This window comes from Camelimonas fluminis (assembly GCF_014656355.1).
Classification (GTDB): Bacteria; Pseudomonadota; Alphaproteobacteria; order Rhizobiales; family Beijerinckiaceae; genus Camelimonas; species Camelimonas fluminis.
Genome location: NZ_BNCG01000003.1, coordinates 138,967 through 161,724, shown reverse-complemented (window position 1 = coordinate 161,724; position 22,758 = coordinate 138,967). Strand labels below are relative to the sequence as shown.

Annotated in this window: 20 protein-coding genes and 1 riboswitch; of the genes, 5 read left to right on the top strand and 15 right to left on the bottom strand. The window is 67.0% G+C overall.

What is annotated here, in order from left to right; all coding sequences use genetic code 11:
- Window positions 1–356: 356 nt before the first annotated feature.
- Complete coding sequence (locus tag IE243_RS05990) at window positions 357–1,163, bottom strand: SDR family oxidoreductase (protein ID WP_191318430.1); 807 nt, start codon at window positions 1,161–1,163, stop codon at window positions 357–359.
- 272 nt (window positions 1,164–1,435) lie between these two features.
- On the opposite strand from IE243_RS05990, the gene IE243_RS05985 reads away from it, so the two are divergent.
- Entirely contained in the window at window positions 1,436–1,975 is a 540-nt protein-coding gene (locus tag IE243_RS05985; protein ID WP_191318429.1) for a GNAT family N-acetyltransferase, read from the top strand.
- A gap of 18 nt (window positions 1,976–1,993) precedes the next feature.
- Here IE243_RS05985 and hrcA read toward each other — a convergent pair whose 3' ends face one another.
- Window positions 1,994–3,067: a heat-inducible transcriptional repressor HrcA gene (gene hrcA / locus IE243_RS05980; protein WP_244642841.1), complete on the bottom strand. Its 1,074-nt coding sequence runs from the start codon at window positions 3,065–3,067 to the stop codon at window positions 1,994–1,996.
- A 349-nt stretch (window positions 3,068–3,416) separates the two neighbouring features.
- On the opposite strand from hrcA, the gene rph reads away from it, so the two are divergent.
- Window positions 3,417–4,133: a ribonuclease PH gene (gene rph, locus IE243_RS05975; RefSeq protein ID WP_191318428.1), complete on the top strand. Its 717-nt coding sequence runs from the start codon at window positions 3,417–3,419 to the stop codon at window positions 4,131–4,133.
- Entirely contained in the window at window positions 4,130–4,801 is a 672-nt protein-coding gene (locus tag IE243_RS05970) for a non-canonical purine NTP pyrophosphatase (protein WP_191318427.1), read from the top strand. The genes rph and IE243_RS05970 overlap by 4 nt, the downstream gene beginning before the upstream one ends.
- A 70-nt stretch (window positions 4,802–4,871) precedes the next feature.
- Here the strand turns inward: IE243_RS05970 and IE243_RS05965 are convergent, their stop codons facing one another.
- Window positions 4,872–5,348 carry a DUF2852 domain-containing protein gene (locus IE243_RS05965; protein WP_191318426.1) on the bottom strand — a complete coding sequence of 159 codons (477 nt, stop codon included), beginning with the start codon at window positions 5,346–5,348 and terminating at the stop codon, window positions 4,872–4,874.
- 353 nt (window positions 5,349–5,701) lie between these two features.
- On the opposite strand from IE243_RS05965, the gene ispG reads away from it, so the two are divergent.
- Window positions 5,702–7,021 (top strand): flavodoxin-dependent (E)-4-hydroxy-3-methylbut-2-enyl-diphosphate synthase, encoded by a 1,320-nt coding sequence (ispG, locus tag IE243_RS05960; protein WP_373301584.1) that lies wholly within the window; start codon window positions 5,702–5,704, stop codon window positions 7,019–7,021.
- Window positions 7,022–7,208: 187 nt separating this feature from the next.
- Here ispG and grpE read toward each other — a convergent pair whose 3' ends face one another.
- The 12 genes from grpE to IE243_RS05900 all read right to left on the bottom strand — a co-directional run bounded on the left by grpE (window position 7,209) and on the right by IE243_RS05900 (window position 21,162).
- Complete coding sequence (gene grpE / locus IE243_RS05955; protein ID WP_191318424.1) at window positions 7,209–7,826, bottom strand: nucleotide exchange factor GrpE; 618 nt, start codon at window positions 7,824–7,826, stop codon at window positions 7,209–7,211.
- Window positions 7,827–7,889: 63 nt separating this feature from the next.
- A complete protein-coding gene (locus IE243_RS05950) occupies window positions 7,890–10,628 on the bottom strand; it encodes a [protein-PII] uridylyltransferase (RefSeq protein WP_191318647.1) in 2,739 nt (912 codons plus the stop codon).
- Between the two features lie 155 nt (window positions 10,629–10,783).
- Window positions 10,784–11,725, bottom strand: a complete 942-nt coding sequence (gene gshB / locus IE243_RS05945; RefSeq protein ID WP_191318423.1) for a glutathione synthase — start codon at window positions 11,723–11,725, stop codon at window positions 10,784–10,786.
- Window positions 11,726–12,080: 355 nt separating this feature from the next.
- Window positions 12,081–12,491, bottom strand: coding sequence for a YraN family protein (locus IE243_RS05940; RefSeq protein ID WP_191318422.1), 411 nt, complete (start codon window positions 12,489–12,491; stop codon window positions 12,081–12,083).
- 33 nt (window positions 12,492–12,524) lie between these two features.
- The gene (gene rsmI, locus IE243_RS05935; RefSeq protein WP_244642900.1) at window positions 12,525–13,394 is read right to left on the bottom strand and encodes a 16S rRNA (cytidine(1402)-2'-O)-methyltransferase; all 870 of its coding nucleotides are present in this window, start codon (window positions 13,392–13,394) and stop codon (window positions 12,525–12,527) included.
- 342 nt (window positions 13,395–13,736) lie between these two features.
- Window positions 13,737–14,930 carry a radical SAM family heme chaperone HemW gene (hemW, locus tag IE243_RS05930; protein ID WP_191318420.1) on the bottom strand — a complete coding sequence of 398 codons (1,194 nt, stop codon included), beginning with the start codon at window positions 14,928–14,930 and terminating at the stop codon, window positions 13,737–13,739.
- Window positions 14,931–14,955: 25 nt separating this feature from the next.
- A complete protein-coding gene (locus IE243_RS05925) occupies window positions 14,956–15,534 on the bottom strand; it encodes a Fur family transcriptional regulator (protein ID WP_244642839.1) in 579 nt (192 codons plus the stop codon).
- Between the two features lie 179 nt (window positions 15,535–15,713).
- Window positions 15,714–16,400, bottom strand: a complete 687-nt coding sequence (locus tag IE243_RS05920; protein WP_191318419.1) for a class I SAM-dependent methyltransferase — start codon at window positions 16,398–16,400, stop codon at window positions 15,714–15,716.
- Window positions 16,397–17,575 (bottom strand): glycosyltransferase family 4 protein, encoded by a 1,179-nt coding sequence (locus IE243_RS05915; protein WP_191318418.1) that lies wholly within the window; start codon window positions 17,573–17,575, stop codon window positions 16,397–16,399. The genes IE243_RS05920 and IE243_RS05915 overlap by 4 nt, the downstream gene beginning before the upstream one ends.
- A 61-nt stretch (window positions 17,576–17,636) precedes the next feature.
- On the bottom strand, window positions 17,637–17,873 hold the full coding sequence (locus IE243_RS05910; RefSeq protein ID WP_191318417.1) for an Lrp/AsnC ligand binding domain-containing protein: 237 nt from the start codon (window positions 17,871–17,873) through the stop codon (window positions 17,637–17,639).
- Window positions 17,874–18,242: 369 nt separating this feature from the next.
- Window positions 18,243–19,427 carry an O-succinylhomoserine sulfhydrylase gene (locus IE243_RS05905; protein WP_244642837.1) on the bottom strand — a complete coding sequence of 395 codons (1,185 nt, stop codon included), beginning with the start codon at window positions 19,425–19,427 and terminating at the stop codon, window positions 18,243–18,245.
- Window positions 19,428–19,528: 101 nt separating this feature from the next.
- Window positions 19,529–19,606, bottom strand: a riboswitch (SAM riboswitch).
- Window positions 19,607–19,701: 95 nt separating this feature from the next.
- Window positions 19,702–21,162, bottom strand: a complete 1,461-nt coding sequence (locus IE243_RS05900; protein WP_191318415.1) for a hypothetical protein — start codon at window positions 21,160–21,162, stop codon at window positions 19,702–19,704.
- A 439-nt stretch (window positions 21,163–21,601) separates the two neighbouring features.
- Here IE243_RS05900 and IE243_RS05895 point away from each other — a divergent pair, with 439 nt between their 5' ends.
- Window positions 21,602–22,756: an ABC transporter substrate-binding protein gene (locus tag IE243_RS05895; RefSeq protein ID WP_308432023.1), complete on the top strand. Its 1,155-nt coding sequence runs from the start codon at window positions 21,602–21,604 to the stop codon at window positions 22,754–22,756.
- Window positions 22,757–22,758 lie beyond the last annotated feature (2 nt).

Genomic DNA, 22,758 nt, shown 5'->3' with positions numbered 1-22,758 from the left:
AGGAATATTTTCTCGTATTCAGAATAGTATTCAGATTTCAGTTATCCGTATCTGATATTTATAATAATTCCTAAATGGATACTGTATTCTTCCGGCGTTTTGAGGGGTATGTGCGCGTCAATGCTGTATGGCGTGCTGGCGTTTTGGGCGGCTGCCCGATGGCGCGCAAACGAAAAACGAGCGGGGATTGCCCCGCCCGTGTCTGCCGCACAATGGTGTCCGCCGCTTTCCTGGCGGGAAATGCGTTGGGCCGTTTTTCGCCAGACTCCAGCGGGCCAGGCTCACCGGTTTTTGGCGTCAGGGGCCACGGAGCGGCCTGCTCAAGCGGCGCCCGCCTGTTTTCGCCGGAACCGGCGTCAACCGTCCTCGGACCAGCTCTCGCCCTCAAAACCTGGCCGGGCGAACGCCACGCCGCCATCAACAGTCAGCGTCGAGCCCACCACGTAGTCACCGGCGCGCGAGGCCAGGAAAATGGCGGCGCCGGCCATATCGTCATCATCGCCAATGCGGCCGGCAGGAACGCGCCGGGCCACGCCCTCGGCGCTGTCGCGGGCGGCGGTGTTCATGTTGGAGCTGAACGGGCCGGGCGCGATGGCCGTGACGACGATATGATCGGCGATGAGCTGCGCCGCCATGCGCCGTGTCAGATGGATCAGGCCGGCCTTCGAGGCGGCGTAGGGATAGGTCTCCAGCGGATTAACAAAAATGCCGTCGATGGAGGCTATATTGATGACCTTTGCCGGCTTGTCAGCGCTTGCGGCCTTGCGCAGCAGCGGGGCCAGCGCCTGGGTCAGGAAGAACGGCGTTTTCAGGTTGAGGTCCACCACCTTGTCCCAGCCGCTTTCGGGAAAGGTGTCGAACTCCGCCGCCCAGGCGGCGCCAGCGTTGTTCACCAGAATGTCGAGCCTGTCTTCACGTTCGGCAATCTGCTGCGCCAGCGCCCTGGCGCCTTCGACGGTGGAGATATCGCCAGGCAGCGATATGCACTGACCGCCGTTCTGCGACAGCTCGGCCGCCGTGGCGTCGCAGGCGGCGGCCTTGCGGGCCGTGATGTAAACTTTCGCGCCGCTATCGATATAGCCGCGCGCGATCATCTTGCCGATGCCGCGCGAGCCGCCAGTAACCAGCGCGACGCGACCTTCGAGTGAAAACAGTCCGCTCATGTGTCCTCCCGCCCTTCACTCCCGGGTTTTGCCATCGGGGCGATGGGCCGTCTGTATCGGCTTTGTTGATGGCGGCAATGTTCGCTGCTTGATCCGCAGGGTTCAAGTCCGTTTCCGCTCCCCCTGGCGGCCGGACCGGGCTTTTTCCGTGGGCCGGTCCGGGAGGCGCAGCCCGATCAGCGCCTGGGGCATGCCACCGGCCGTGGAATGCCTCTTGCGGAATGGGGCTGGCCGGAGGCAGATGGCCTGCGCAATGGCGGAAGGAGAGAACGATGGCGGGAGATCTGGCGGCAGGCGGCAAGGTGAGGGCGCCCCTGGTGCGGGCGGCCACAACGGCGGACGCCCCGGCTATTCTCGACATCTACAATTACGCGGTGCGCGAAACCATGGCGGTCTGGACCGAGACGCCGGCCTCTCTCGACAACCGGCTGGCGCTGATGACGGAGCGGGCGGCGCGCGGCTATCCGTTTCTGGTGGCCGAACTGGCAGACGGCGCCATCGCCGGTTACGCCACCTTCGGCGATTTTCGCCATTTCGACGGCTACGCCGCCACTGTCGAGCATTCCGTCTATGTCGGCCCACAGTTTCACCGGCGCGGCGTCGCCCGGGCGCTGATGCCGCCGTTGATTGATGCTGCCCGCGCCTGTGGCAAGCACGTCATGGTCGGCGCCATTGCCGCTGACAACGAGGCTTCGATCCGGCTGCACGCGGCTTTTGGCTTTGAGAAAACCGGCCTGATGCCTCAGGTTGGCCGCAAGTTCGGCCGCTGGCTCGATCTGTTGTGGATGCAGAAAGTTCTGTCAGCGGACTAAGCCGCCGGCCGCCAGGCTTCAGCGCCGCCGGTAGAGCTGCGACACCACCCGCGCCGTGTAGTCGACCATCGGAATGATGCGCGAATAATTGAGCCGCGTCGGGCCAATGACGCCGACGACGCCGACGATGCGTTCCTCCGCGTCGCGGAACGGCGCGGCAATGGTTGAGGAGCCTGAAAGCGAGAACAGCTGGTTTTCCGAGCCGATGTAGATGCGAACGCCTTCGCCATCCTCGGCGCGCGACAGCAGGTCGATCACTTCTTTCTGTGTTTCGAGGTCGGCGAACAGCAGCCGCATGCGCTCCAGGTCGGCGCCAACGCTGACATCCTCCAGCAGATTCGCCTGGCCGCGCACGATGAGCTGGCGGGTGTCCGAGGAGCCGCCGACAGCAATCGCCAGCCCGGCCTCCACCAGCCGCGCCGTCAGCGCGTCCAGCTCGCGCTCCATGGCGGTGCGCTGCCCGGCCACGTCCTGGCGCAACTCGTCCAGAGTGCGGCCACTGATGCGGGCGTTGAGGAAATTCGCCGCCTCGACCAGCGCCGAGGACGGGAGGCCCGCCGGCAGATCGAGCAGCCGGTTCTCCACATTGCCGTCGTCGCTCACCAGCACCACCAGGCCGCGCTGGGGGCCGAGACGCACGAATTCGATCTGCCGCAGCCGGGCGTTGGTCTTGGTGGTCAGCACCACGCCGGCGCCGCGCGACAGGCCAGACAGCAATTGCGTCGCCTGGGCCAGCGCGGTGTCGAGCGAACTGTCGGCGGCGGCGGCGCGCATCTCCGTCTCGATGCGTCGCCGCTCCTCGTCGGCCAGATGCCCGGTCTCCAGCATGGCGTCGACGAAAAACCGCAAGCCGGTTTCCGTCGGCAGGCGGCCGGCGGAGGTATGCGGCGCATAGATCAGGCCGGCGTGCTCCAGATCGGACATTACATTGCGGATTGAGGCCGGCGACAGGTGCATCGGAATGATGCGCGACAGGTTGCGCGAGCCGACGGGCTCGCCCGTGGCCAGATAGCTCTCGACGATCTGGCGGAAAATTTCGCGAGACCGTTCGTTCAGGGTCGTCTGCGCGCCCCTTTCCTGGAATGGCCCCAATGCTGTCGCTCCTGTCGATACGGGACGTCCTGTCCCCTGGCTGCAAATGTAGCGACCCCCTGTTCGCCTTGCCAGAGGCGGCGCTGGTGAAGCCGTCGGGGGCCGGAAGCCAGTCCGGACATTGTCGGGCCTGGCCGATCCGGCGGCTCTTTCCCGCCCTGTGGCGTCAATGATCCGGCCAGCATCAATGCGGCCTGCGGCGATTGTTTCCTGGCGAGACGCAAATCCCTCGCCGGATCTCCGCCGCCGAATTCCCAAACAGGCTCTTACGGCCCCGCGCCTGGACCGTTATAGCTTTCTGCGACGTCTCAAACCGACATTTTGAACCCACACAACCCAGGACAGACAGATGCGCCCTTCAAAACGCGCCTCCGATGAAATGCGCAAGGTCACGCTGGAGCGCGGCGTGGCGCGCTATGCGGAAGGCTCCTGCCTCGTGCGCTTTGGCGAAACCCATGTGTTCTGCACCGCCTCGCTCGAGGATCGCGCCCCAGGCTGGCTGCGTGGCCAGGGCCGGGGCTGGGTCACGGCTGAATATTCCATGCTGCCGCGCGCCACCGCCGAGCGCACCCGCCGCGAGGTCAACGCCGGCAAGCCGTCCGGCCGCACCCAGGAAATCCAGCGTCTGATCGGCCGCTCGTTGCGCGCCGTCGTCGATCTGCCAGCCCTCGGCGAGCGGCAGATTTCCATCGATTGCGATGTGCTCCAGGCCGATGGCGGCACCCGCACCGCCGCCATCACCGGCGCCTGGGTCGCCCTGCATGACTGCATCGCCTGGATGCGCGCCCGCTCGATCATCAACACCCATCCGTTGAAGGACCATGTCGCCGCCGTCTCGTGCGGCGTCGTTCAGGGCGCGCCGGTGCTTGATCTCGATTATGCGGAAGATTCCACCGCCGAAACCGACGCCAACTTCGTACTGACCGGTTCCGGCGGCATCGTTGAGGTGCAGGGCACGGCGGAAGGCAAGCCATTCAGCGACGAGGAGTTGCTGGAATTGCTGCGCCTCGCCCGCGTCGGCGCCACCAATCTTGTGGGGCTGCAGAAGCAGGCGGTCGGCCAGTGAGCGCCCCGGCCAATACATTGCGCCGCCTGTCGGGCAAGGTGGTGATCGCCACCCACAATCCCGGCAAGCTGGTGGAAATGCGCGAACTGCTGGCGCCGTTCGGGGTCGCGGCGGTGTCGGCGGGCGAACTTGGCCTGGCGGAGCCGGAGGAAACCGGAACCACTTTCGCCGAGAACGCGGCGATCAAGGCCCATGCGGCGGCGCAGGCGTCAGGTCTGCCAGCGCTGGCCGACGATTCTGGCGTCTGTGTCGAAGCGCTGGATGGCGCGCCAGGCATTTTCTCCGCGCGTTGGGGCGGTCCCGCCAAGGACTTCCCCGGCGCCATGGCGCGCATCAACAATGAGCTGAACCTGCGCGGCGTTGGCCCGGACGATCGCCGGCGCGGTCATTTCGTCTCCGCTCTGGTGGTTGCCTGGCCGGATGGCGCCGAGGCGCTGTTCGAGGGGCGGGTGTTCGGCGATCTGGTCTGGCCGCCGCGCGGCGATCGCGGCTTTGGCTACGATCCGATGTTCCGGCCTGATGGTCACGAAATGACGTTCGGCCAAATGGACGCTGACGCCAAGCACGGCGTTGACTGGGACGCGGCGGCGCATGGCGGCGCCGGCGGCCTGTCGCACCGGGCCCGGGCTTTCGTCACCCTGGCGAAGGCGCTGCTCCAGAAAGCCTGACAGTCCGGAAAAAGCAGAAAAGCCCGGGCGCGAACCCGGGCTTTCTTTTTTTTCAGCGTCGTCGTGCGCCTCAGGCCTCGGTCGTCGGGCTCATGGCGCGGCGTTTGCGCATATAGGCGTCAAACTCCTCACGGTCCTTGGCGCGCTTCAGCTCTTCAACGAACTCCCCGAACTCCCGGACTTCATCGTCCAGACGGCGGCGCTCCGCCTCGAGGCGCCCGATCTCGGCGCGGCGATAGTCATCGAAGTGACTGTTGCCGGTGGGACCGCTGGCCGGACGCGGCTGGGCGGCGCGCGTCCTGTCGCCAAACGGGAAATCGCCCATGCGCGTGAAGTTGCGTTCCATGAACGCGCGGAACTCATTTGGCACGGGATACCCCATCAGTTTCCAGGCAATGTAGGCGAGGGCGAGCGGCCAGAACCAGATAAAGGCAAAGACAATGCCGACGATTTCCAGGGCGCGTTTGGGGCCGCGGCCGCATTTGCCGCCGGCCCGCGCGCCTTCCCACTGGGGCGAGGTGGTGGAGGTCGAGGCGGTATGGGACATCTTCATCTCCAGAGACAGGCTCCACGTCAGGAAACCGCGTCCTGCCGCAGGTGAAACGTTGCCCAGGACCTGGCCATGGACATCGGTCTCTCCGGAAAGCGCGCATGCCTCCCGGTCCGAACAGTTAACATTGAAACGGCGTCGAGCGGATTCAAGGCGTTGATTTCAAAAAAGATTGTCCGACAATTTTTCTACGAGCGAATCTGCGCGCTTCCTCGAGCGTTTGCCCAGACCGGGAGTTCCAACGCCAGGCCGGCGCGGCCCGCATGCGCGAAGCTCCCTGTGCGGGCGGGGCATTTGGCGCTATAACCCCCGACGCCAGCAAACCGGCGCCCACTATCCAGGACGACGCAGTGACCATCGCCCCGTTGCCGACTTCCCCATCCAATTGCCCCGCCGACCTCGCGGCGTCGCAGGATCCCGATGTTGCAGGTCCGGCCCTGCGCCGGCCGACAGTCGGCGTCATGGTGGGCGAGGTTCAGGTTGGCGGCGGCGCGCCCATCGTTGTCCAGTCGATGACCAATACGGACACGGCGGATATCGACGCCACGGTTCGCCAGGTGGCGGCGTTGGCCAACGCCGGCTCGGAACTCGTGCGCATCACCGTCGACCGCGATGAGGCCGCAGCGGCCGTGCCGCGCATTCGCGACCGGCTGGCGCGCATCGGCGTCAACGTGCCGCTGGTCGGCGATTTCCATTACATCGGCCACAAGTTGCTGGCGGATCATCCCGCCTGCGCCGAGGCGCTGGCCAAATATCGCATCAACCCCGGCAATGTCGGCTTCAAGGACAAGCGCGACCGGCAGTTCGGCGCCATCATCGAAATGGCGTTGCGTTTCGACAAGCCGGTGCGCATCGGCGCCAACTGGGGCTCGCTGGATCAGGAATTGCTGACGTCGCTGATGGACGAGAACGCCGGATCGGCCACGCCGCGCGACGCCCGGGCCATCACCCGCGAGGCAATGATCCAGTCGGCCCTGCGCTCAGCCGAGCGGGCGGAAGAGATGGGGCTGGGTCGCGACCGCATCATCCTGTCGGCCAAGGTCTCGGCGGTGCAGGATCTGATCGCCGTCTACCGCGAGCTGTCGCGCCGCGCCGACTACGCCATTCACCTCGGCCTCACCGAGGCGGGCATGGGCAGCAAGGGCATTGTCGCCTCGTCCGCCGCCATCGGCATCCTGCTGCAGCAAGGCATCGGCGACACCATTCGCTTCTCGCTGACGCCGGAGCCTGGCGGCGACCGCACGGTTGAGGTGCGCACCGCCCAGGAACTGCTCCAGACCATGGGTTTCCGCACCTTCGTGCCGCTGGTGGCGGCCTGTCCTGGCTGCGGCCGCACCACCTCCACGGTGTTCCAGGAGCTGGCCCGCGATATCCAGGACTGGATCGTTACGTCCATGCCGACGTGGAAGCAGCGCTATCCGGGGGTCGAGAATCTCAATGTGGCGGTGATGGGCTGCATCGTGAACGGCCCTGGCGAATCCAAGCACGCCGACATCGGCATTTCCCTGCCTGGCACCGGCGAGAGCCCGGCGGCGCCCGTGTTCATCGACGGCGCCAAGGCGACCACCCTGCGCGGCCCCGGCATTGCCGCTGATTTCCGCGTGATGGTCGAGGACTATATCGAACAGCGGTTTGGCGCCGGCGCGGTTTCCAGGGCGCGTTCGGGGTGATTGGTCAGATCGCGTCCCGGATTTGACTTTGGCGCCTTTATTGACGTGAGCCATCGCCAGCCCTGTGGCCAGTCCTGGGGATGTGTTGACGACGGCGTGTCCTGATCCGGCAATAAAAAGCCCGGAGCAAACGCCCCGGGCCGGAATGTCTGTTCGTAGCGCGCGGGCGCGCCCGCGCCTGTTTTTCTCAGGCGTTGCCGGTCTGCGGCGCCTCGGCGCCGGCTTTCGGGCCGCCCTTGGAAACGCCCACCAGCGCCGGGCGCAGCACCCGGTCGGCGATGGTGAAGCCTACCTGCAGCACCTGCACCACCGTGCCGTTCGGCACCGACGGATCGGGCGCCTCGAACATGGCCTGATGCAGATTGGGATCGAAGCGTTCGCCGAGCGGCGACACCATCTTCACGCCATGGCGCTCAAGGTTCTTCAGCATGTCGCGCTGGGTCAGCTCGATGCCTTCCACCAGGCCGCGCGTCCGCTCGTCCAGCGCGCCGCGATCAGCCTCCGGCACGGCTTCCAGCGCCCGGCTGATGTTGTCGACGACCGTCAGCATGTCGCGGGCGAAATTGGTCGCGCCATAGGCGCGGGCGTCGGCCACTTCCTTCTGGGTGCGGCGGCGCATGTTCTCCACGTCCGCCAGCGCGCGCAGCGACCTGTCCTTCAGTTCGGCGTTCTCGGCGGCCAGGGCGGCGATCACCTCGCCCGGGTCACGTTGCGCCCCATCAGCGCCGGTTTCCGCGGAGACGGGGGTTTCCTGATCTGGCGTGGCGACCGGGTCGTCCCGGTCTTCATTCGGCTTCTGGTTCATGTCACCCGGCTGGTTGAATAGGGAAAGGAATTGACAGCCATATCAGATGGCCTGTCCGCAAAATCAAGGCGCGACCGTGCGGCCGCCCGTTTTGCGCGCGCCCTGGCCGCCTGCCGCCGCCGGCGCTTTCAACGCTTCGAGCAAACGGCGCCGGATGGCCGCCTGGCGTGACGGCGCAACGATTTTGGCGTTGGTCAGGTCGGTGACGTAGAAGGTGTCGACCGCATGTTCGCCAAAAGTCACGATGTGCGCCGATGAAATGTTCAGGTTGAGGCCGCCGATCGCCGTGGTCAGATCGTAGAGCAGGCCGGTGCGGTCGAGACAGGAGACCTCCAGCACCGTCTCGCGGTTCGACAGGCTGTTGTCGATGATGACTTCCGGATCGATCCGGAACGGCCGCGTCCGGGTTTTCGAACCGCGCGCCGCCACCAGATCGGCGATCTTCACCTCGCCCTTCAGCGCCCGCACCATGGCCTCGCCGATGCGCTCGCCGCGCCGCAACTCATCCGCGTCCTCAACAAAGGCGCGCGAGATGAAAATGGTGTCGAGGGCGATGCCGTCGGCGGTCGTGAAAATCTGCGCGTCGACGATGTTGCCGCCCGCCGCGGCGCAGGCGCCGGTGATGATCGCCAGAAGGCGCGGATGGTCCGGCGCCATGACGGTCAGTTCGGTGACGCCGCGAAACTGGTCGGTGACCACGGCCGTGGCGGTGGTGTGCCCATCCGCCGTCGTCCTGCGGAACAGGTCTGCCTGCCGCGCCTTGCGCTCGGGGTTTACCTTCAGCCAGTAGGCGGGATAGTGCCGGGCGGCGTAGGCCTCGAAGTCCGCGTCGCTCCACGTTGGCAGCAGCGCCCGCAGCGCCTCCTGGGCGTTGCGGATGCGCTCGTTGCGCGCCGTGTCGCCGTGGCCGCCGGTGATGTAACTTTCGGTCTCGAAATACAGCGTCCGCAGCAACTCGCCCTTCCAGCCGTTCCAGACGCCCGGTCCCACCGCCTTGATGTCGGCGACGGTCAGGATCATCAGCAGCTTCAGGCGCTCCACCGTCTGGATGACCTGGCCAAAGGTGTCGATGGTCACCGGGTCGGCGAGGTCGCGGCTCTGCGCCGTCATCGACATCAGCAGATGATGCTCGATCAGCCAGGCGACCAGTTCGGTCTCCGTGCGCGTCAGGCCCAGGCGCGGACACAGCCGCCGGGCGACGCGCGCGCCGGCGATGGAATGGTCCTCCGGGCGGCCCTTGGCGATGTCGTGCAGGAACACCGCCACATACAGCACGCGCCGGTGCTGCAGCGTGCGGATGATCCGGTTGGACACCGGGTGCTCGTCCTGCATGCGCCCGGCGTCGATTTCGGCCAGCACGCCAGTCGCCCGCAGCAGATGCTCGTCCACCGTGTAGTGGTGATACATGTTGAACTGCATCATCGCGACGACCCGGCCAAATTCCGGGATGAACCGGCCGAGCACGCCGGTTTCGTTCATGGCGCGCAGCACCGCTTCCGGCGAATTTTTCGATGTCAGGATGCCCAGGAACAGCCGGTTGGCTTCCCTGTCCTCGCGGATCGCCCTGGTCATCAGCTTCAGCGACCGGGTGACCAGGCGGCTGGCGTGGGGATGCAGCGCCAGATTGTGCTGCTGCGCCAGCGAGAACAGCCGCACCAGATTGACCGGATCGTTGCGGAACACGTCCTCGGAACGCACGGTGATGCGGTCGCCTTCCAGCAGGAAGTCGGCGGATCTGAGCCGCGCCGCCGGCTTCAGCCGGTTCATGAAGCGATCCAGCATCGGCCGCTTCTTGGCGTGTTGCGCCTCCATGGCGGCGCAGACGATGGCGGTGAGATCGCCCACGTCCTTGGCGATGAGGAAGTAGCGCTTCATGAACCGCTCAACGCCGGAGAGGGCGCCGTGGTCGGTGTAACCGAGCTCGGCCGCCACCTGGGGCTGCAGATCGAACGACAGCCGCTCCTCGGCGCGGCCGGTGATGAAATGCATGTGGCAGCGCACCCGCCACAGAAATTCCTCGCATTCGTTGAAGCGCGCATATTCCTGGCGCAGGAACAGTCCGGCCCGCACCAGTTCGCGCGCGTCGCGCACCCGGTAGACATATTTGCCGATCCAGAACAGCGTATTCAGATCGCGCAGGCCGCCCTTGCCTTCCTTGACGTTGGGTTCGACCACATAGCGCGACACCGCGCCGGCCTGGCGCAGGCGGGCGTCGCGTTCGCCCAGCTTGGCCTCGACAAATTCCGCCGCCGTGCCTTCCACCACCTCGGCGTCGAAACGCCGGGCCATGTCTTCGAACAGCGCCGCGTCGCCGGCCACCAGCCGCGCCTCCAGAATCGAGGTGCGGATCGTCAGGTCGCCGCGGCTTTCGCGGATGCACTCATCAATGGAGCGGGTGGCGTGGCCGACCTTCAGCTTCAGGTCCCACAGCAGGTAAAGCACCGCCTCGACGATGCTCTCGCCCCATGGCGTTGGCTTCCAGGGCGTGAGGAACAGCAGATCCACGTCCGAGCCGGGCGCCATCGTGCCCCGGCCATAGCCGCCGGTGGCGACGACGGCCAGCCGCTCGCTGGTGGAGGGATTGCTGACAGGAAAAAACCGCCGGGTGAACACCGCGTGCAGCGCCTGCACGATGGAATCCATCAGCCACGACAGCCGGCGGGCGCCGCGCAGTCCGTCGCGCTCCTCCAGCAGTTTGGTCCGCGCCGCCGCGCGCCCGTCCGCCAGTGTCTGCCGCAGCAGGGCCAGCAGGGCGCGGCGCAGGCCGTCGAGGTCGTCGCCGTGCGCATCGGCCAGCGCCATCACGGCGTCCGTCAGCGCAGCGCCGTCCGCTGGCGCGTCGGGCAAGGCTGGAACAGCAACGGTTTCGGCGGCCTGGTTCAAGCGAAAAGCTCCATGACATGTCTCGGCGCGGCGCACCGCGCCGGACCATGCATTCTGCAGGCCAGCCCTGGTCGTCAGGCCCGGCGCGCCTCGATGGCGTCCCACATGGCTGAAGCAAGATCCGGGCCGCCGATGCGTCGGATCGCCCGGATGCCGGTGGGCGAGGTGACGTTGATTTCGGTGAGATTTCCATCGATCACGTCGATGCCGACAAAGATCAGGCCGCGCCTGGCCAGCTCCGGTCCGATGGTCTCGCAGATCTCACGCTCACGTTCGGTCAGCTCCGTGGCGTTGGCGGCGCCGCCGCGCACCATGTTGGAGCGGATGTCATTGGGGGCGGGCACCCGGTTGACGGCGCCCAGCGCCTTGCCCTCGACCAGGATGATGCGCTTGTCGCCCTGTGTGACCTCCGGCAGGAAGCGCTGGATCACCCAGGGCTCGCGGAACGTCACCGAGAACAGGTCGAACATCGAGCCGAAGTTCGGGTCCTCCGGCAGCACCCGAAGCACCGCCGCGCCGCCGTGGCCGTGCAGCGGCTTCATGACGATGGCTCCGTACTCGCGGCGGAACGCCTCGATTTCCGCCTTGTCCCGGCTGATGAGGGTCGGCGGCATCAGTTGTGGGAAATGGGTGACGAAGATCTTCTCCGGCGCGTTGCGCACCTCGGCCGGATCGTTGACCACCAGCACTTTGGGGTGAATGCGCTCCAGCAGATGCGTCGCGGTGATGTAGGCCAGGTCGAACGGCGGGTCCTGGCGCATCAGCACCACGTCCAGCTGCTCCAGCGGCGTGCGTTCGGCGTCGCCGACGGTGAAATGGTCGCCGGCCACGTCCCGCACCTGCAGCGTGCGCATCGGCGCGCTGACTTCGCCATTGCGCATCGAGAGCTGGTCCGGCGTGTAGTAGAACAGCCGGTGCCCCCGGGCCTGCGCTTCCAGCAGCATGGCGAAAGTGGAGTCGCCGGTGATGTTGATGCGCTCAATCGGGTCCATCTGGACCGCAACATTCAGGACCATGGGGGCCTCGCGTCAGGGCGCATCCGGCTGGGCGACGTTCGCTTCGCCGGAAGCGCGACAAATCAGGATGCCGGAGGCCTGTCACGTCCGCCTGACAGCGGACCGCTCCGGCGGCGCGAGAACCGGCTCTGTCCAACAGGTCAGAGGCCGTATCTCATCATGCCCGGGCCTGGCGACGCCAGAATCCCTGCGCCGTCAATTTATGGCGGCGAAGGCTCCGGGCGCAACGGCGCGCACCGGTGTTCTGCAATGCGTTCTGGAGCGCTCTCCGGCCACCCGGACCCGTCTGGCCGTCAGAGCGCGTTCAAACAGAAAACCTGGAGCCGTTTCCGGGCCATACTGACCAGAACAGGTTTTAAAAGGGCAGGGGCGCGATATTGCGGAGATGCCGCGGCCAGCCCGAAGCCCCATGGCGCAATGCGCGCCAGGGCGTGCGCCACGACAGCTCGCCGATGAACACCGCGTCCAGCCGCAAGGTGCGGTTCACAAGTCCTGGATGACGCGCCAGCCAGATGCGGGCGGCGCTGGCGATGCGCCGCTGTTTGTCCGCCGTGATGGCGATCGCCGCATCGTCCCTGCGCCGCCGCGCCTTCACTTCCACGAAAGCAATGACGTCGCCCCGGGCCGCGATCAGGTCGATCTCTCCGGTCCCGGCGCGAAACCGCCGCGCCAGGATGCGGTAGCCTTTCAGGCGCAGCAGCCACGCCGCAATGGTCTCGGCGCTGGCGCCGCGCGCGCCGCTGGCCAGATGACGATTGTGCTTCATGCGCTGGCGACCGTGCATCGGCTGGCGACCGGTTCAGCCGTCGCTGTCGGCGCGGTCCAGCAACAGGGCGCGGGCGTAAACCTCCTTGCGCGGCAGACCGGTCTGCGCCGTCACCAGCGCCACCGCCTCCTTCATGGAGTGGGCCGGCAGCAACGCGCGCAGACGGTCGTCAACCGTAGCTCCGGCGTCTGCGGCGGCCTGGGCCCGGTCCGGCCCGCCAATCATCACCACGATCTCGCCGCGCGGCGGCCCCTCCTGGGCGTACTGTGCCGCCAGTTCGCTGAGCCGGCCGCGCCGCACGTTCTCGAACATCTTGGTCAGTTCACGGGCCACGGCAGCAGGGCGATCGCCGAGCACCCCGGCGGCGTCCGCCAGCATGTCGCCGACCCGTTGCGGTGATTCGAAGAACGCCAGCGTGCCCGGCACGCCTGCCAGTTCAAGCAGACGGTGTTTGCGCGCCGCCTGTTTTGTCGGCAGGAAGCCGCCGAAAAAGAAGGCGTCCATGGGCAGGCCGGAGAGCACGAGACCGGTGAGCACCGCGGAAGGGCCGGGGGCGGTGGTGACGGCGTGGCCATGCGCCAGCGCATCCTCCACCAGCTTGTGGCCGGGGTCCGACACCAGCGGCGTGCCGGCGTCGGAGACCAGCGCCAGCGCTTGCCCCTCCGCCAGTCGCGCCATGATTTTGGGGCGCATCTGGGCGGCGTTGTGCTCGTGATAGTTCAACAGCGGCGTGGTCACGCCGTAGTGCGCCAGCAGCACGCGGGTGACGCGGGTGTCCTCGGCGAGGATGGCGTCGGCGGCGGCCAGCGTCGACAGGGCGCGGAAGGAGATGTCCTTCAGATTGCCAATCGGCGTCGCCACCAGATGCAGGCCGGGCGCGATGGGCTCGACCTCGGCCGCCATGCCGAAGGCGGTGAAGCGGGACGGCTGCGCCTCGCGCCGCGAAGGGCCGCCATGGGCGCCCTGCTGTCGGTGCTCCTGGTCCGGCCGTCGGTGTTTGAGCGTCTCAGCCATTGTCCAGCTCCCCCGCCGCGTCGCGTCGCGCTTCAAAGCAGTTTCAGGCGAAGTCGAAACCGCTTCGCCTGAAGAAAATGTGTCAAACCGAAAGTGATTTGTTTCCACGTTCCAGGTGGAAACGACGCCGTCATCATAGCACGTCGTCCCGAAAACGCCGTCTCATGGCGGGAGGGCGACGATCATTTCCTGTCGGCAAGGGGGCCGACAGGAGAAAAATATCGGGAAGATTCAGGCCGCCAGCTGGCTGATCACCGCGTTCAGCACCGGAAAGCCGGCGGGGGTGATGGCCAGCCGCCCGCCTTCGGCGCGAAGCAGTCCGTGCTCCGTCAGGTCACGAATCCGGCCAGCGTCAAGGGAGCGGCCGGCGAGGGCTGCATAGCGCGCCGGGACGATGCCCTCGGCAAGGCGCAGGCCCATCACCAGATATTCGTCGCCCTGGGCTTCAGGCGTCAGTCGCTCGGTCTCGGTCAGGCCGTGACCCTGGCGCTCCACCTGCTCCAGCCATTTTTCCGGCGCCAGTTCGGTGGCCATGGCCAGGCGTCCGTCCGCGCCAACCAGTCGGCCATGGGCTCCTGGACCAACGCCGGCGTATTCGCCGTAGCGCCAGTAGACCAGATTGTGCCGGCTTTCCGCGCCCGGGCGCGCGTGATTCGATACTTCATAGGCCGGCATGCCGTGGCGGTCGCACACCTCCTGGGTCACGTCCCACAACGCTCGCGCCAGATCCTCGTCCGGCGTCGTCAGCTTGCCGGCGCGATACAGCCGGTCGAACCAGGTGCCGGGTTCGATGGTCAGCTGGTACAGCGACAGGTGCTCGACGGCGTGCGCGATCGCCTGCTCCAGCTCGGCCCGCCAGGCCTCAGCGGTCTGATGCGGGCGGGCGTAAATCAGGTCGAACGAATAGCGCTCGAAAATCTCCCCGGCGACGCGCACCGCAGCCAGCGCCTCCCCAGCGCTGTGCAGGCGGCCAAGTCGTTTCAGGTCAGGGTCGTTGAGCGCCTGGACGCCAAGCGAGACGCGGTTGACGCCGGCGGCGCGGTAGTCGCGGAACCGGCCGGCCTCGACGCTGGTGGGGTTGGCTTCCAGGGTGATTTCAGCGTCCGGCGCCACCGGCCACAGGCCGGCGATGGCGTCGATGATGGCGCCCACCGTCGCGCCTTTCATCAGGGACGGGGTGCCGCCGCCGAAGAAGATGCTGGACACCGTGCGGTCCGGAGCGATGGCGGCGCGGTGCGCCAGCTCGGTTTTGAACGCCGCCACATAGCGCGCCTCATCCACGGGCGCCCGGCGCACATGGCTGTTGAAGTCGCAATAGGGGCATTTGGAGGCGCAGAACGGCCAGTGCACGTAAACGCCGAAGCCGGCGTCAAAGGGCGCGCGCGCCGGGAGGGCGGAAACCTGGATGGCGGAGGACTGGTGCATGATGGGGCGTAGGACCTGAAATGCGTTATGCCGCGCCGCCCGGCGCGTCGGCCGATCCGTGGCAATGGGCGCAGACGCCGTCGATCTCGACGATCTTCGCCGCCGGCGTGAATTGCGATGTCTTCAGCAGGTCGCCGATCGCCGCGTTGATCGCCGGCGATTCCAGTTCATCGACCCCGCCGCAGCGGGCGCAGATCAGGAACACGGTGACGTCGCCGGCGTCGTGCTGGTGCGGGCAGGCGATAAAGGCGTTGCGCGTCACCAGACGGTGCACGAACCCCTGTTCGGTCAAAAACTCCAGCACCCGGTAGACGGTGACCGGGGCGATCCGCTTGCCTGACTGGCCAGCCAGTATCTCGGCCAGATCATAGGCGCCCAGCGGCCGGTGGGTTTCATACAGCGCCGCCAGCACCGAGCGGCGCAGATCGGTCAGGCGCACGCCGCGCTCGCGGCACAGGCGCTCGGCCTCGGCCATGGCGACCGGCGCCTGCTCGCGGCGCGCGTCGGCGTGGGCGCAATGGTCATGATCGTGCTGGCTGTGGTCGTGGTGGCCATGATCGCCGTGATGGGCGTCATGCTGCGCGTGGCCGTGCCTGATGGTCATGATCCTGATCCTGGCGAACGTCCCGCCGCCGCTCGCCTTTATTGTGGGCGCCGGCGCCTCCTGGCGCAACCCGGAGCCCGCTTCGTCAGAGTCCGCCAAAACCCATCCCGCCAAAACCCACCCCGCCAAAGCGCGCCGCAACGTCGCGCTTCAATGCATGAATGGCCGGGCGAACCGCCTCAATCCCGCCGCAGCCGCCAGACGCAGGTGCGCTTCACCTCGCTGTCTTCCAGTTCCCGCGTTACCGGCACCTCATAGACAGCGACCTGGGTGAGACGGGCTTTCGGCAGATAGCTGCGACCCGGGTCGCCAAGCACCACGCTGGCGCCGCGTTCGGCCAGCGCTTCCAGCCAGCCGATCACCCGCGCCGCCAGATCGCGTTCATAACAGATGTCGCCGGCGAGCACGACGTCCCAACCGTCGTCGCGCCAGTCGTCGGCAGGCCACGCGCCATCGTGCTGGTCGCCGAGCAGATTGTCGGTTCGCACCGCGATGCGGACATTGTTCAGGCCGGCGTTGATGGCGATGGCGCTGGCGGAGAACAGGTCGATGTCCACCGCCTCCACCTGGGCCGCGCCGGCGCGGGCGGCGGCGATCGCCACAAGGCCAGAGCCGGAGGCGAAATCCAGCACCCGTTTTCCGGCGACCGTTTCAGGATGGTCGAGAATATAGCGCGCCAGCGCCTGGCCGCCGGCCCAGGCGAAGGCCCAGAATGGCGGTGGCAGGCCGATCTCGCCCAGCTCTTCCTCGGTTTTCTTCCACAGCTCCGTCGCTTCGGTGGCGAGATGCAGTGAAATTTCCGGGGCGTGCGGCGTCGGCGTGACGGCGGTGTGGGCGCGGATGAAAGCGTCGTGGTTGTCGATCATGGCTGGGCGTCCAGCAGGCTGGCGTACATGACTTTGATGCGCTCCATCACATGCCGTTCGGTAAAACCGGAGAGCAGGCGCTCCCGCGCCGCCGCCCCACAGGCCAGGACGAGGTCGCGATCACCGGCGAGGCGCACGAGAATGTCCGCCAGCGTCTCCGCATCGTCCGGCGGCGCGATGAAGCCGTCGACGCCGTCGCGGACGAAATGGCGGCAGCCCGGCACGTCGGTGGTGACGACGGCGCGGCCGCAGGCCGCCGCCTCCAGCAGGGTGCGCGGCAGCCCCTCGCCGCCGCGTGACGGCAGCAACGCCACATGGTGGCCGCGCCAGACGCCGGCGATGTCGCTGGTGCGGCCATGCCAGGTCACGCCCGGGCGCGTGTTCCATTCACGCAGCGTGGGCTCGGGAATGGCGCGCGGATTGGACGGGTCGGGGGCGCCGTAGAGCGACAGGGCGACGTCGGCCCCCCGCGCCTGGGCGAGGCGCACCGCCTCCACCGCCAGATCGACGCCCTTCGACCATAACATCCGCGCCACCACGGCGACGCGCAGCGTCGGGCCTTCGGGCTGCGGCGCCGGGGCGAACTGCTCCGGATCGACGCCGGCGCCGCCGACGATCACCACGCGCGGGTCGTCGGGCGCCAGATCAAGGCCGGCGGCGTCGTCAGGGTTCTCGAACAGATAACGGGTCGTGCCGTTCTCCAGCGGTCCGCGCACGAGGGCGCGGATCGCCCGCGCCGCATTGGCCCCCACGGCATCCTTGCGGGCCCCGAGGAAGCCGAGGCCGGTCAGGGCGAACACCCGACGGGCCACGCCGGCGCGCCGCGCCGCCACGCCGCCGACCAGGATTGGTCGCAGCGCCACCATGTGCAGGATGTCGGGCTTCTCACGTTTCAGGATGGCGGCGAGGCGCGTGACATTGGCCAGCACCGCGAACGGGTTCAGGCTCTTGCGCTCGGCCTCCAGGGAGATGACGCGCGCGCCAGTCGCCTCGAGCACGGCGCGGTGTTCGCGCACCCGGGTGATGATGACCACGTCAAGGCCCATCTCCCGGGCCGCTCGCGCCATTGGCAGGAAATGCGAGGCGAAGAACCAGTCCTCGGTGATGAGAAACGCAAGCAGCGGCGCGCGCCCGGCGGGCGCGCCGTCAGTCCGGGAGACGCTGTCGGCGGTCATGGGCATCGCGGGTAGATGGGCATCGCGGATATGGCGGCGGCGCTCCCCAAACGGCGGGATATCAGAACGCCTTGAAGGTGATGAGCGTGCGGGTATCGGCGATGCCGGGAATTGGCTGCACCTTCTCGGCGACGAAATGGCCGATGTCCACGTCGCGATCCACGTGGAACTTGGCGATAATGTCGAAATCGCCGGCGATCGAATAGATCTCGGAGGCGATCTCGCGGTCGGCGAGGGCGCTGGCCACGGCGTAGGTCTGGCCAAGCTTGCATTTGATCTGGACGAAGAAGGTCTGCATGGGCGCCGCTCACACTAGAGCATTTTCGAGAAAAGTGGCTCCCACCTTTCGTGAAGAAAATGCGTCAATACAAAGGGTTGGAACAGTTTCTGTGAATCCGGTTTCACAGAAAATGCTCCAGAGCGCTTTCCGGTGAAGCGGACGCCGCTTCGCGCCTGGAAAACGCATGGATCAAAACGACAGGCAAAACCCGGAACCGGGCGACGGAATTCTGCCCCAGAAGCCATCTCCGGGGAAATGATCGCCCATTTTCCGGAGACGCGCGATCTGGAGCGCGTCCGATCCGACTGGCCGGACCGGCTCCTGATCCGCCCTGTTTGTTAGCACGCCGCCGCGCCGCGCCCAAACGCCCAGGGCCCCGCTTACAACTCACGCCCTGTCGAGCGCGTCCGCGAGATCGGCGATCAGGTCGTCGGCGTGTTCGAGGCCAACCGAAAGCCGCAGCAGGCCGTCCGAGACGCCCATCGCCGCCCGCGCCGCATTGTCGAAACGCTGGTGGGTGGTGGTGGCCGGATGGGTGATCAGGCTCTTGGCGTCGCCGAGGTTGTTGGAAATCTTCACCAGCGACAGGGCGTTCATGAAGCGGAACGCCGCCTCCTTGCCGCCCTTTACTTCCAGCGCCACCAGCGTCGAGCCGGCGCGCATCTGCCGGGCGATCAGCTCCGCCTGCGGATGGTCGGCGCGGCCGGGATAGATCAGCTTCGACATCTTGGGGTGGCTCGCCAGGGCGTCGGCGACGGCGCCGGCGTTGGCGGTCTGCTGGCGCACGCGCACGGCGAGGGTCTCCAGCCCCTTCAGCATCACCCAGGCGTTGAACGGCGACATCGCCGGACCGGTCTGGCGCAGGAAATTGAAGATGTGCGCCTGGATGAAGGCCTGGCTGCCGAGAATGACGCCGCCGAGACAGCGCCCCTGACCGTCGATGTGCTTGGTGGTCGAATAGACGACGCAATCGGCGCCCAGTTCCAGCGGGCTTTGCCACAATGGCGTGGCGAACACGTTGTCCACCACCAGCGAGGCGCCGACGGAATGGACGATCTCCGCCACGCCGGCGATGTCGACGATGCTTAGGGTCGGATTGGCCGGGCTCTCGATCAGGGCCGTCCGGGTGTTGGGCCGCACGGCGGCGCGCCACTGGTCGAGGTCTTCACCGTCGACCAGCGTGGTTTCCACGCCATAGCGCGGCAGCAGTTCGTCGGTCAGCCAGCGCGAGGAGCCGAACAGCGCCTTCGCGGCCACCACATGGTCGCCAGCGCTGACCTGGGCGAGAATGGCGGCGGTGACGGCGGCCATGCCGGAGGCGGTGGCGCGCGCCGCTTCCGCGCCTTCCAGCGCCGCCATGCGCTGCTCAAACATCTCGACCGTGGGGTTCGAGAACCGGGCGTAGAGATAGCCCGGCAATTCGCCCTTGAAGCGGGCTTCGCATTCCTCGGCGGACTCGTAGACATGCCCCTGGGTCAGGAACATGGCTTCCGAGGTTTCGCCGAACTGCGAGCGCAGCGATCCTGCGTGAACCAGACGTGATTCCGGATGAAGAGGGCGGTTGATGGCCACGATCGTCTCCCCGACAACAGCGCCGCACGGTGGCGCATCATGCTCCACGCCGGGGGTCCGGGCGGACATGAAAAAACCCGGCCAGAAAGCCGGGTCGCTCAAAAAAAACGTCCGCGGCCCTTTAGCGAATTATTTAACGTGGCTGCAAGCCGGCCGGCCAAATCACCACGGATGAGAAAGGCTTACGCCTGCCTTTCCCGCCCGTCAAGCCGCCGCGTCCCCCTGGCGGGAGACCCGGCGGGTCTCGTGCTGACCTGGCTCTGGGCGAGCCGGTTCAGTAGGCTGGCGCGGAGATCACACCCCTGTCGGTGGTGACGATCCAGCGCTGTCCGCGTCGCTCGATGCCGGCGATGCGGCCAAGGCCAGGCACGTTCTGGCCGCGGCGCACCTCGACGACGCCAGCGTGGCGGCCTTCCAGCACCGCGACGCCGCCATAGACATTGTGCAGCACCCAGCCGCGCACCGGACCCGTTGGCCGTGGCGGCTGCGCCGGTTCGGGAATCAGGCCGGGGGGACGCAGGCCATCCTGGGGCCCGTTGCCGGGAGCATACGCCTGCTGCGCTGGCTCCTCGCGCGGCGGCGCCTCCTGTCGTGGCGGCGCCTCCTGTCGCGATGTTCGCTCCGCCGGATTTTGGGAACTCACGGACGGGTCAATCTGGCTCCGTCCCCCGCCGTTTGCGGCAAGGCGCTGTTCGAGGCCGGCGATGCGACGGTCGAGGCCGGCAATCGCCGCATCCTCGCGCGCGCCGCCCTGTCCGCCGGCGACGCGGCCAGTCTGGCTGGCGTTTTCCAGGCCGGCGATTTTCTGCTCAAGCGTTTTGAGGCGGGTCTCGACGGCGTCCGGCAGAACGGCGGCGGCGCCGGCCTTCTGCTCCAGGGCGTCCAGACGCGCGCTCAAGCCGGCAGCGGTTTTTTCCACTGTTTCAACAGCGGAATTGCGGGCGGTGGCGGCGGCGCGCTCCTTTTCGAGTTCTTCCATCGCTGTGGCGATCTTGCCGTCGCCAGCGGCGGGCGCCGGCGCTCCGCCTGTTCTGGTCCCGGTTCCGGCAATCGCCACCACGGCCAGGGCGGCCAGCACGCCGCCGGCTGCGCCCAGCAGCAGGGGGCGCAGGGCGGATGGTTTTGCTGACGTCGCCGCGCCATCGGGCCGCCAGTCGGATGTTGGCTGACGCGGCTGGTATGAAGACGGGGCGGCGGTCGCAGTTGCGGAGTTCGCGGAGCCGGCTGGCGTGGGGCCGGGCGTGGCGGCGGCGCTGGCGGCCGGCTTCTCCGTGTTCGTCGCCATGGCACCAACCCTGTCGGATGGCGAGGCCACTGGCGTGGGCGCGGCTTTGGCAGGCGCCGCCGCAACTGCGGGGGATTGCGTGGCGGTGGCCGCTCCAGATGCAGGCGCGCCTGCGCCGGGCGCTTTTCCGGTGGCCGGATTGCCGGTCGGGGACGTCGTGGCCGCCGGCGCCGCGCTGTCCTTTACCGCTGGCGGGGCGGATGTTTTCGCTGCTGCGGATGCTTTCGCGGGCGTCTTGCCCGCGTTGCCCGCTGCAGGCGCGGCTGCCTTGCCGGCGCTCGCCGCCACCGGCGTCGCCGGAGTGGGCTCAGGGGCCTTCGTCGTGGCGGCGCCCGGCGCCGGGTCGTTTTTTAGGGAAGAATTCGTGCCGGCAGGCGCCTGTTTCTCCGGAGCTGGGTCGGTCTTGCCGGTTTTGGGCGCATTTGCATCCGGCCTGGCGGCGTCTGCCATGTCGCAATCCTTTCGAGACTGGTCGAGCCTTCATTCTGGAGCGCAGTTAGAGGCACATCATGATGATGACGTGGCGGCGCTGTGACCCGGCCCGGGCAAAAAGTGCAAGCCGTCAGAATGTCGAATTGTGGCAAACATCAAAAAGCGACAGCATGTTGACACTTCGTAGGGCGAGGGGCTCCGATTCGCGTGAACAGCCTTGACAAGTCGCTGTAGGGCAAGGTCATTAGCGTTCAGAGCGAAAAATTGACCTATGCACTGAAAGCATCGCAGGGCAGACTGTAGCGATGAACACAGTGTGTTCAGGAGGCGAAATATGGCTGGAAATGTGACGATTCGCGCCCGAATCAGGCGCGTCGCCATGGCTGCCGCGGCGGTCACGGTGCTCGTCGCCCACGGCGCGCAGGCGCAGGAAAAGCCGGGAGCCGCCCCAGGCAAGATTGCCGCCCCAGGCAAGATTTCAGACGGCGTTGTCCGCATTGGCGTTCTCAATGACCAGTCGGGCGTTTACGCGGACTTCGGCGGCAAGGGATCAGTCGCCGCCGCCCGTCTCGCCATCGCAGATTTTGGCGGCAAGGTTCTGGGCGCGCCGGTGGAGCTGATTGACGCCGACCACCAGAACAAGGCTGATATCGCAGCCGGCATCGCTCGCCGCTGGTATGACGCCGACAAGGTCGACGCCATTGTCGAGCTGACCTCCTCGTCCGCCGCGCTCGCCGTGCAGCAGCTCACGCGCGAGAAGAAGCGCATCAACATCGTCACTGGCGCCGCCACCTCGGAGCTGACCGGCAAGCAATGCTCGCCCTATGGCTTCCACTGGGCGTTCGACACCCACGCCATGGCCAAGGCTGTCGGCGGCGCGCTGGTGGAGCAGGGCGGCAAGGACTGGTTCTTCCTGACCGCCGACTATGCTTTTGGTCATTCGCTTGAAGAACAGACCGCCAAGTTCGTCAAATCAAAGGGCGGCAACGTCGTCGGCCAGGTGCGGCACCCGCTGAACGCCCCTGATTTCTCGTCTTTCCTGCTTCAGGCCCAGAACTCCGGCGCCAAGGTCATTGGCCTGGCCAACGCCGGCATGGACACCGCCAACGCCATCAAGCAGGCGGCCGAGTTTGGCATCGTCCAGGGCGGCCAGCGCCTGGCGTCGCTGCTGGTCACGCTGTCGGAGGTTCATGGCCTCGGCCTGCCAGCCGCCAACGGCCTGGTGCTGAGCGAGGGTTTCTACTGGGATCTGGACGACAAGGCGCGCGCCTTTGGCCAGCGCTACCAGAAGGTGACGGGCCGCATGCCCAACATGATCCAGGCCGGCACCTATTCCGCCGTGCTGCAGTACCTGAAGGCCATTGAGGCGGCGGGTACGGATGACGCCGACGCCGTGGCGACGAAGCTGCGCGCCATGCCTGTTGAAGACGCCTTCAGCCGCAACGGCAAGGTTCTCGCCAACGGGCGCATGATCCACGACATGTATCTTTTTGAAGTCAAGAAGCCTTCGGAGAGCAAGCAAGCGTTTGATTACTATAAACTCCTGGCCACCATCCCCGGGAACCAGGCCTTCATGACCGTAGAGGAAAGCGGTTGCCCGCTGGCGAACTGAAA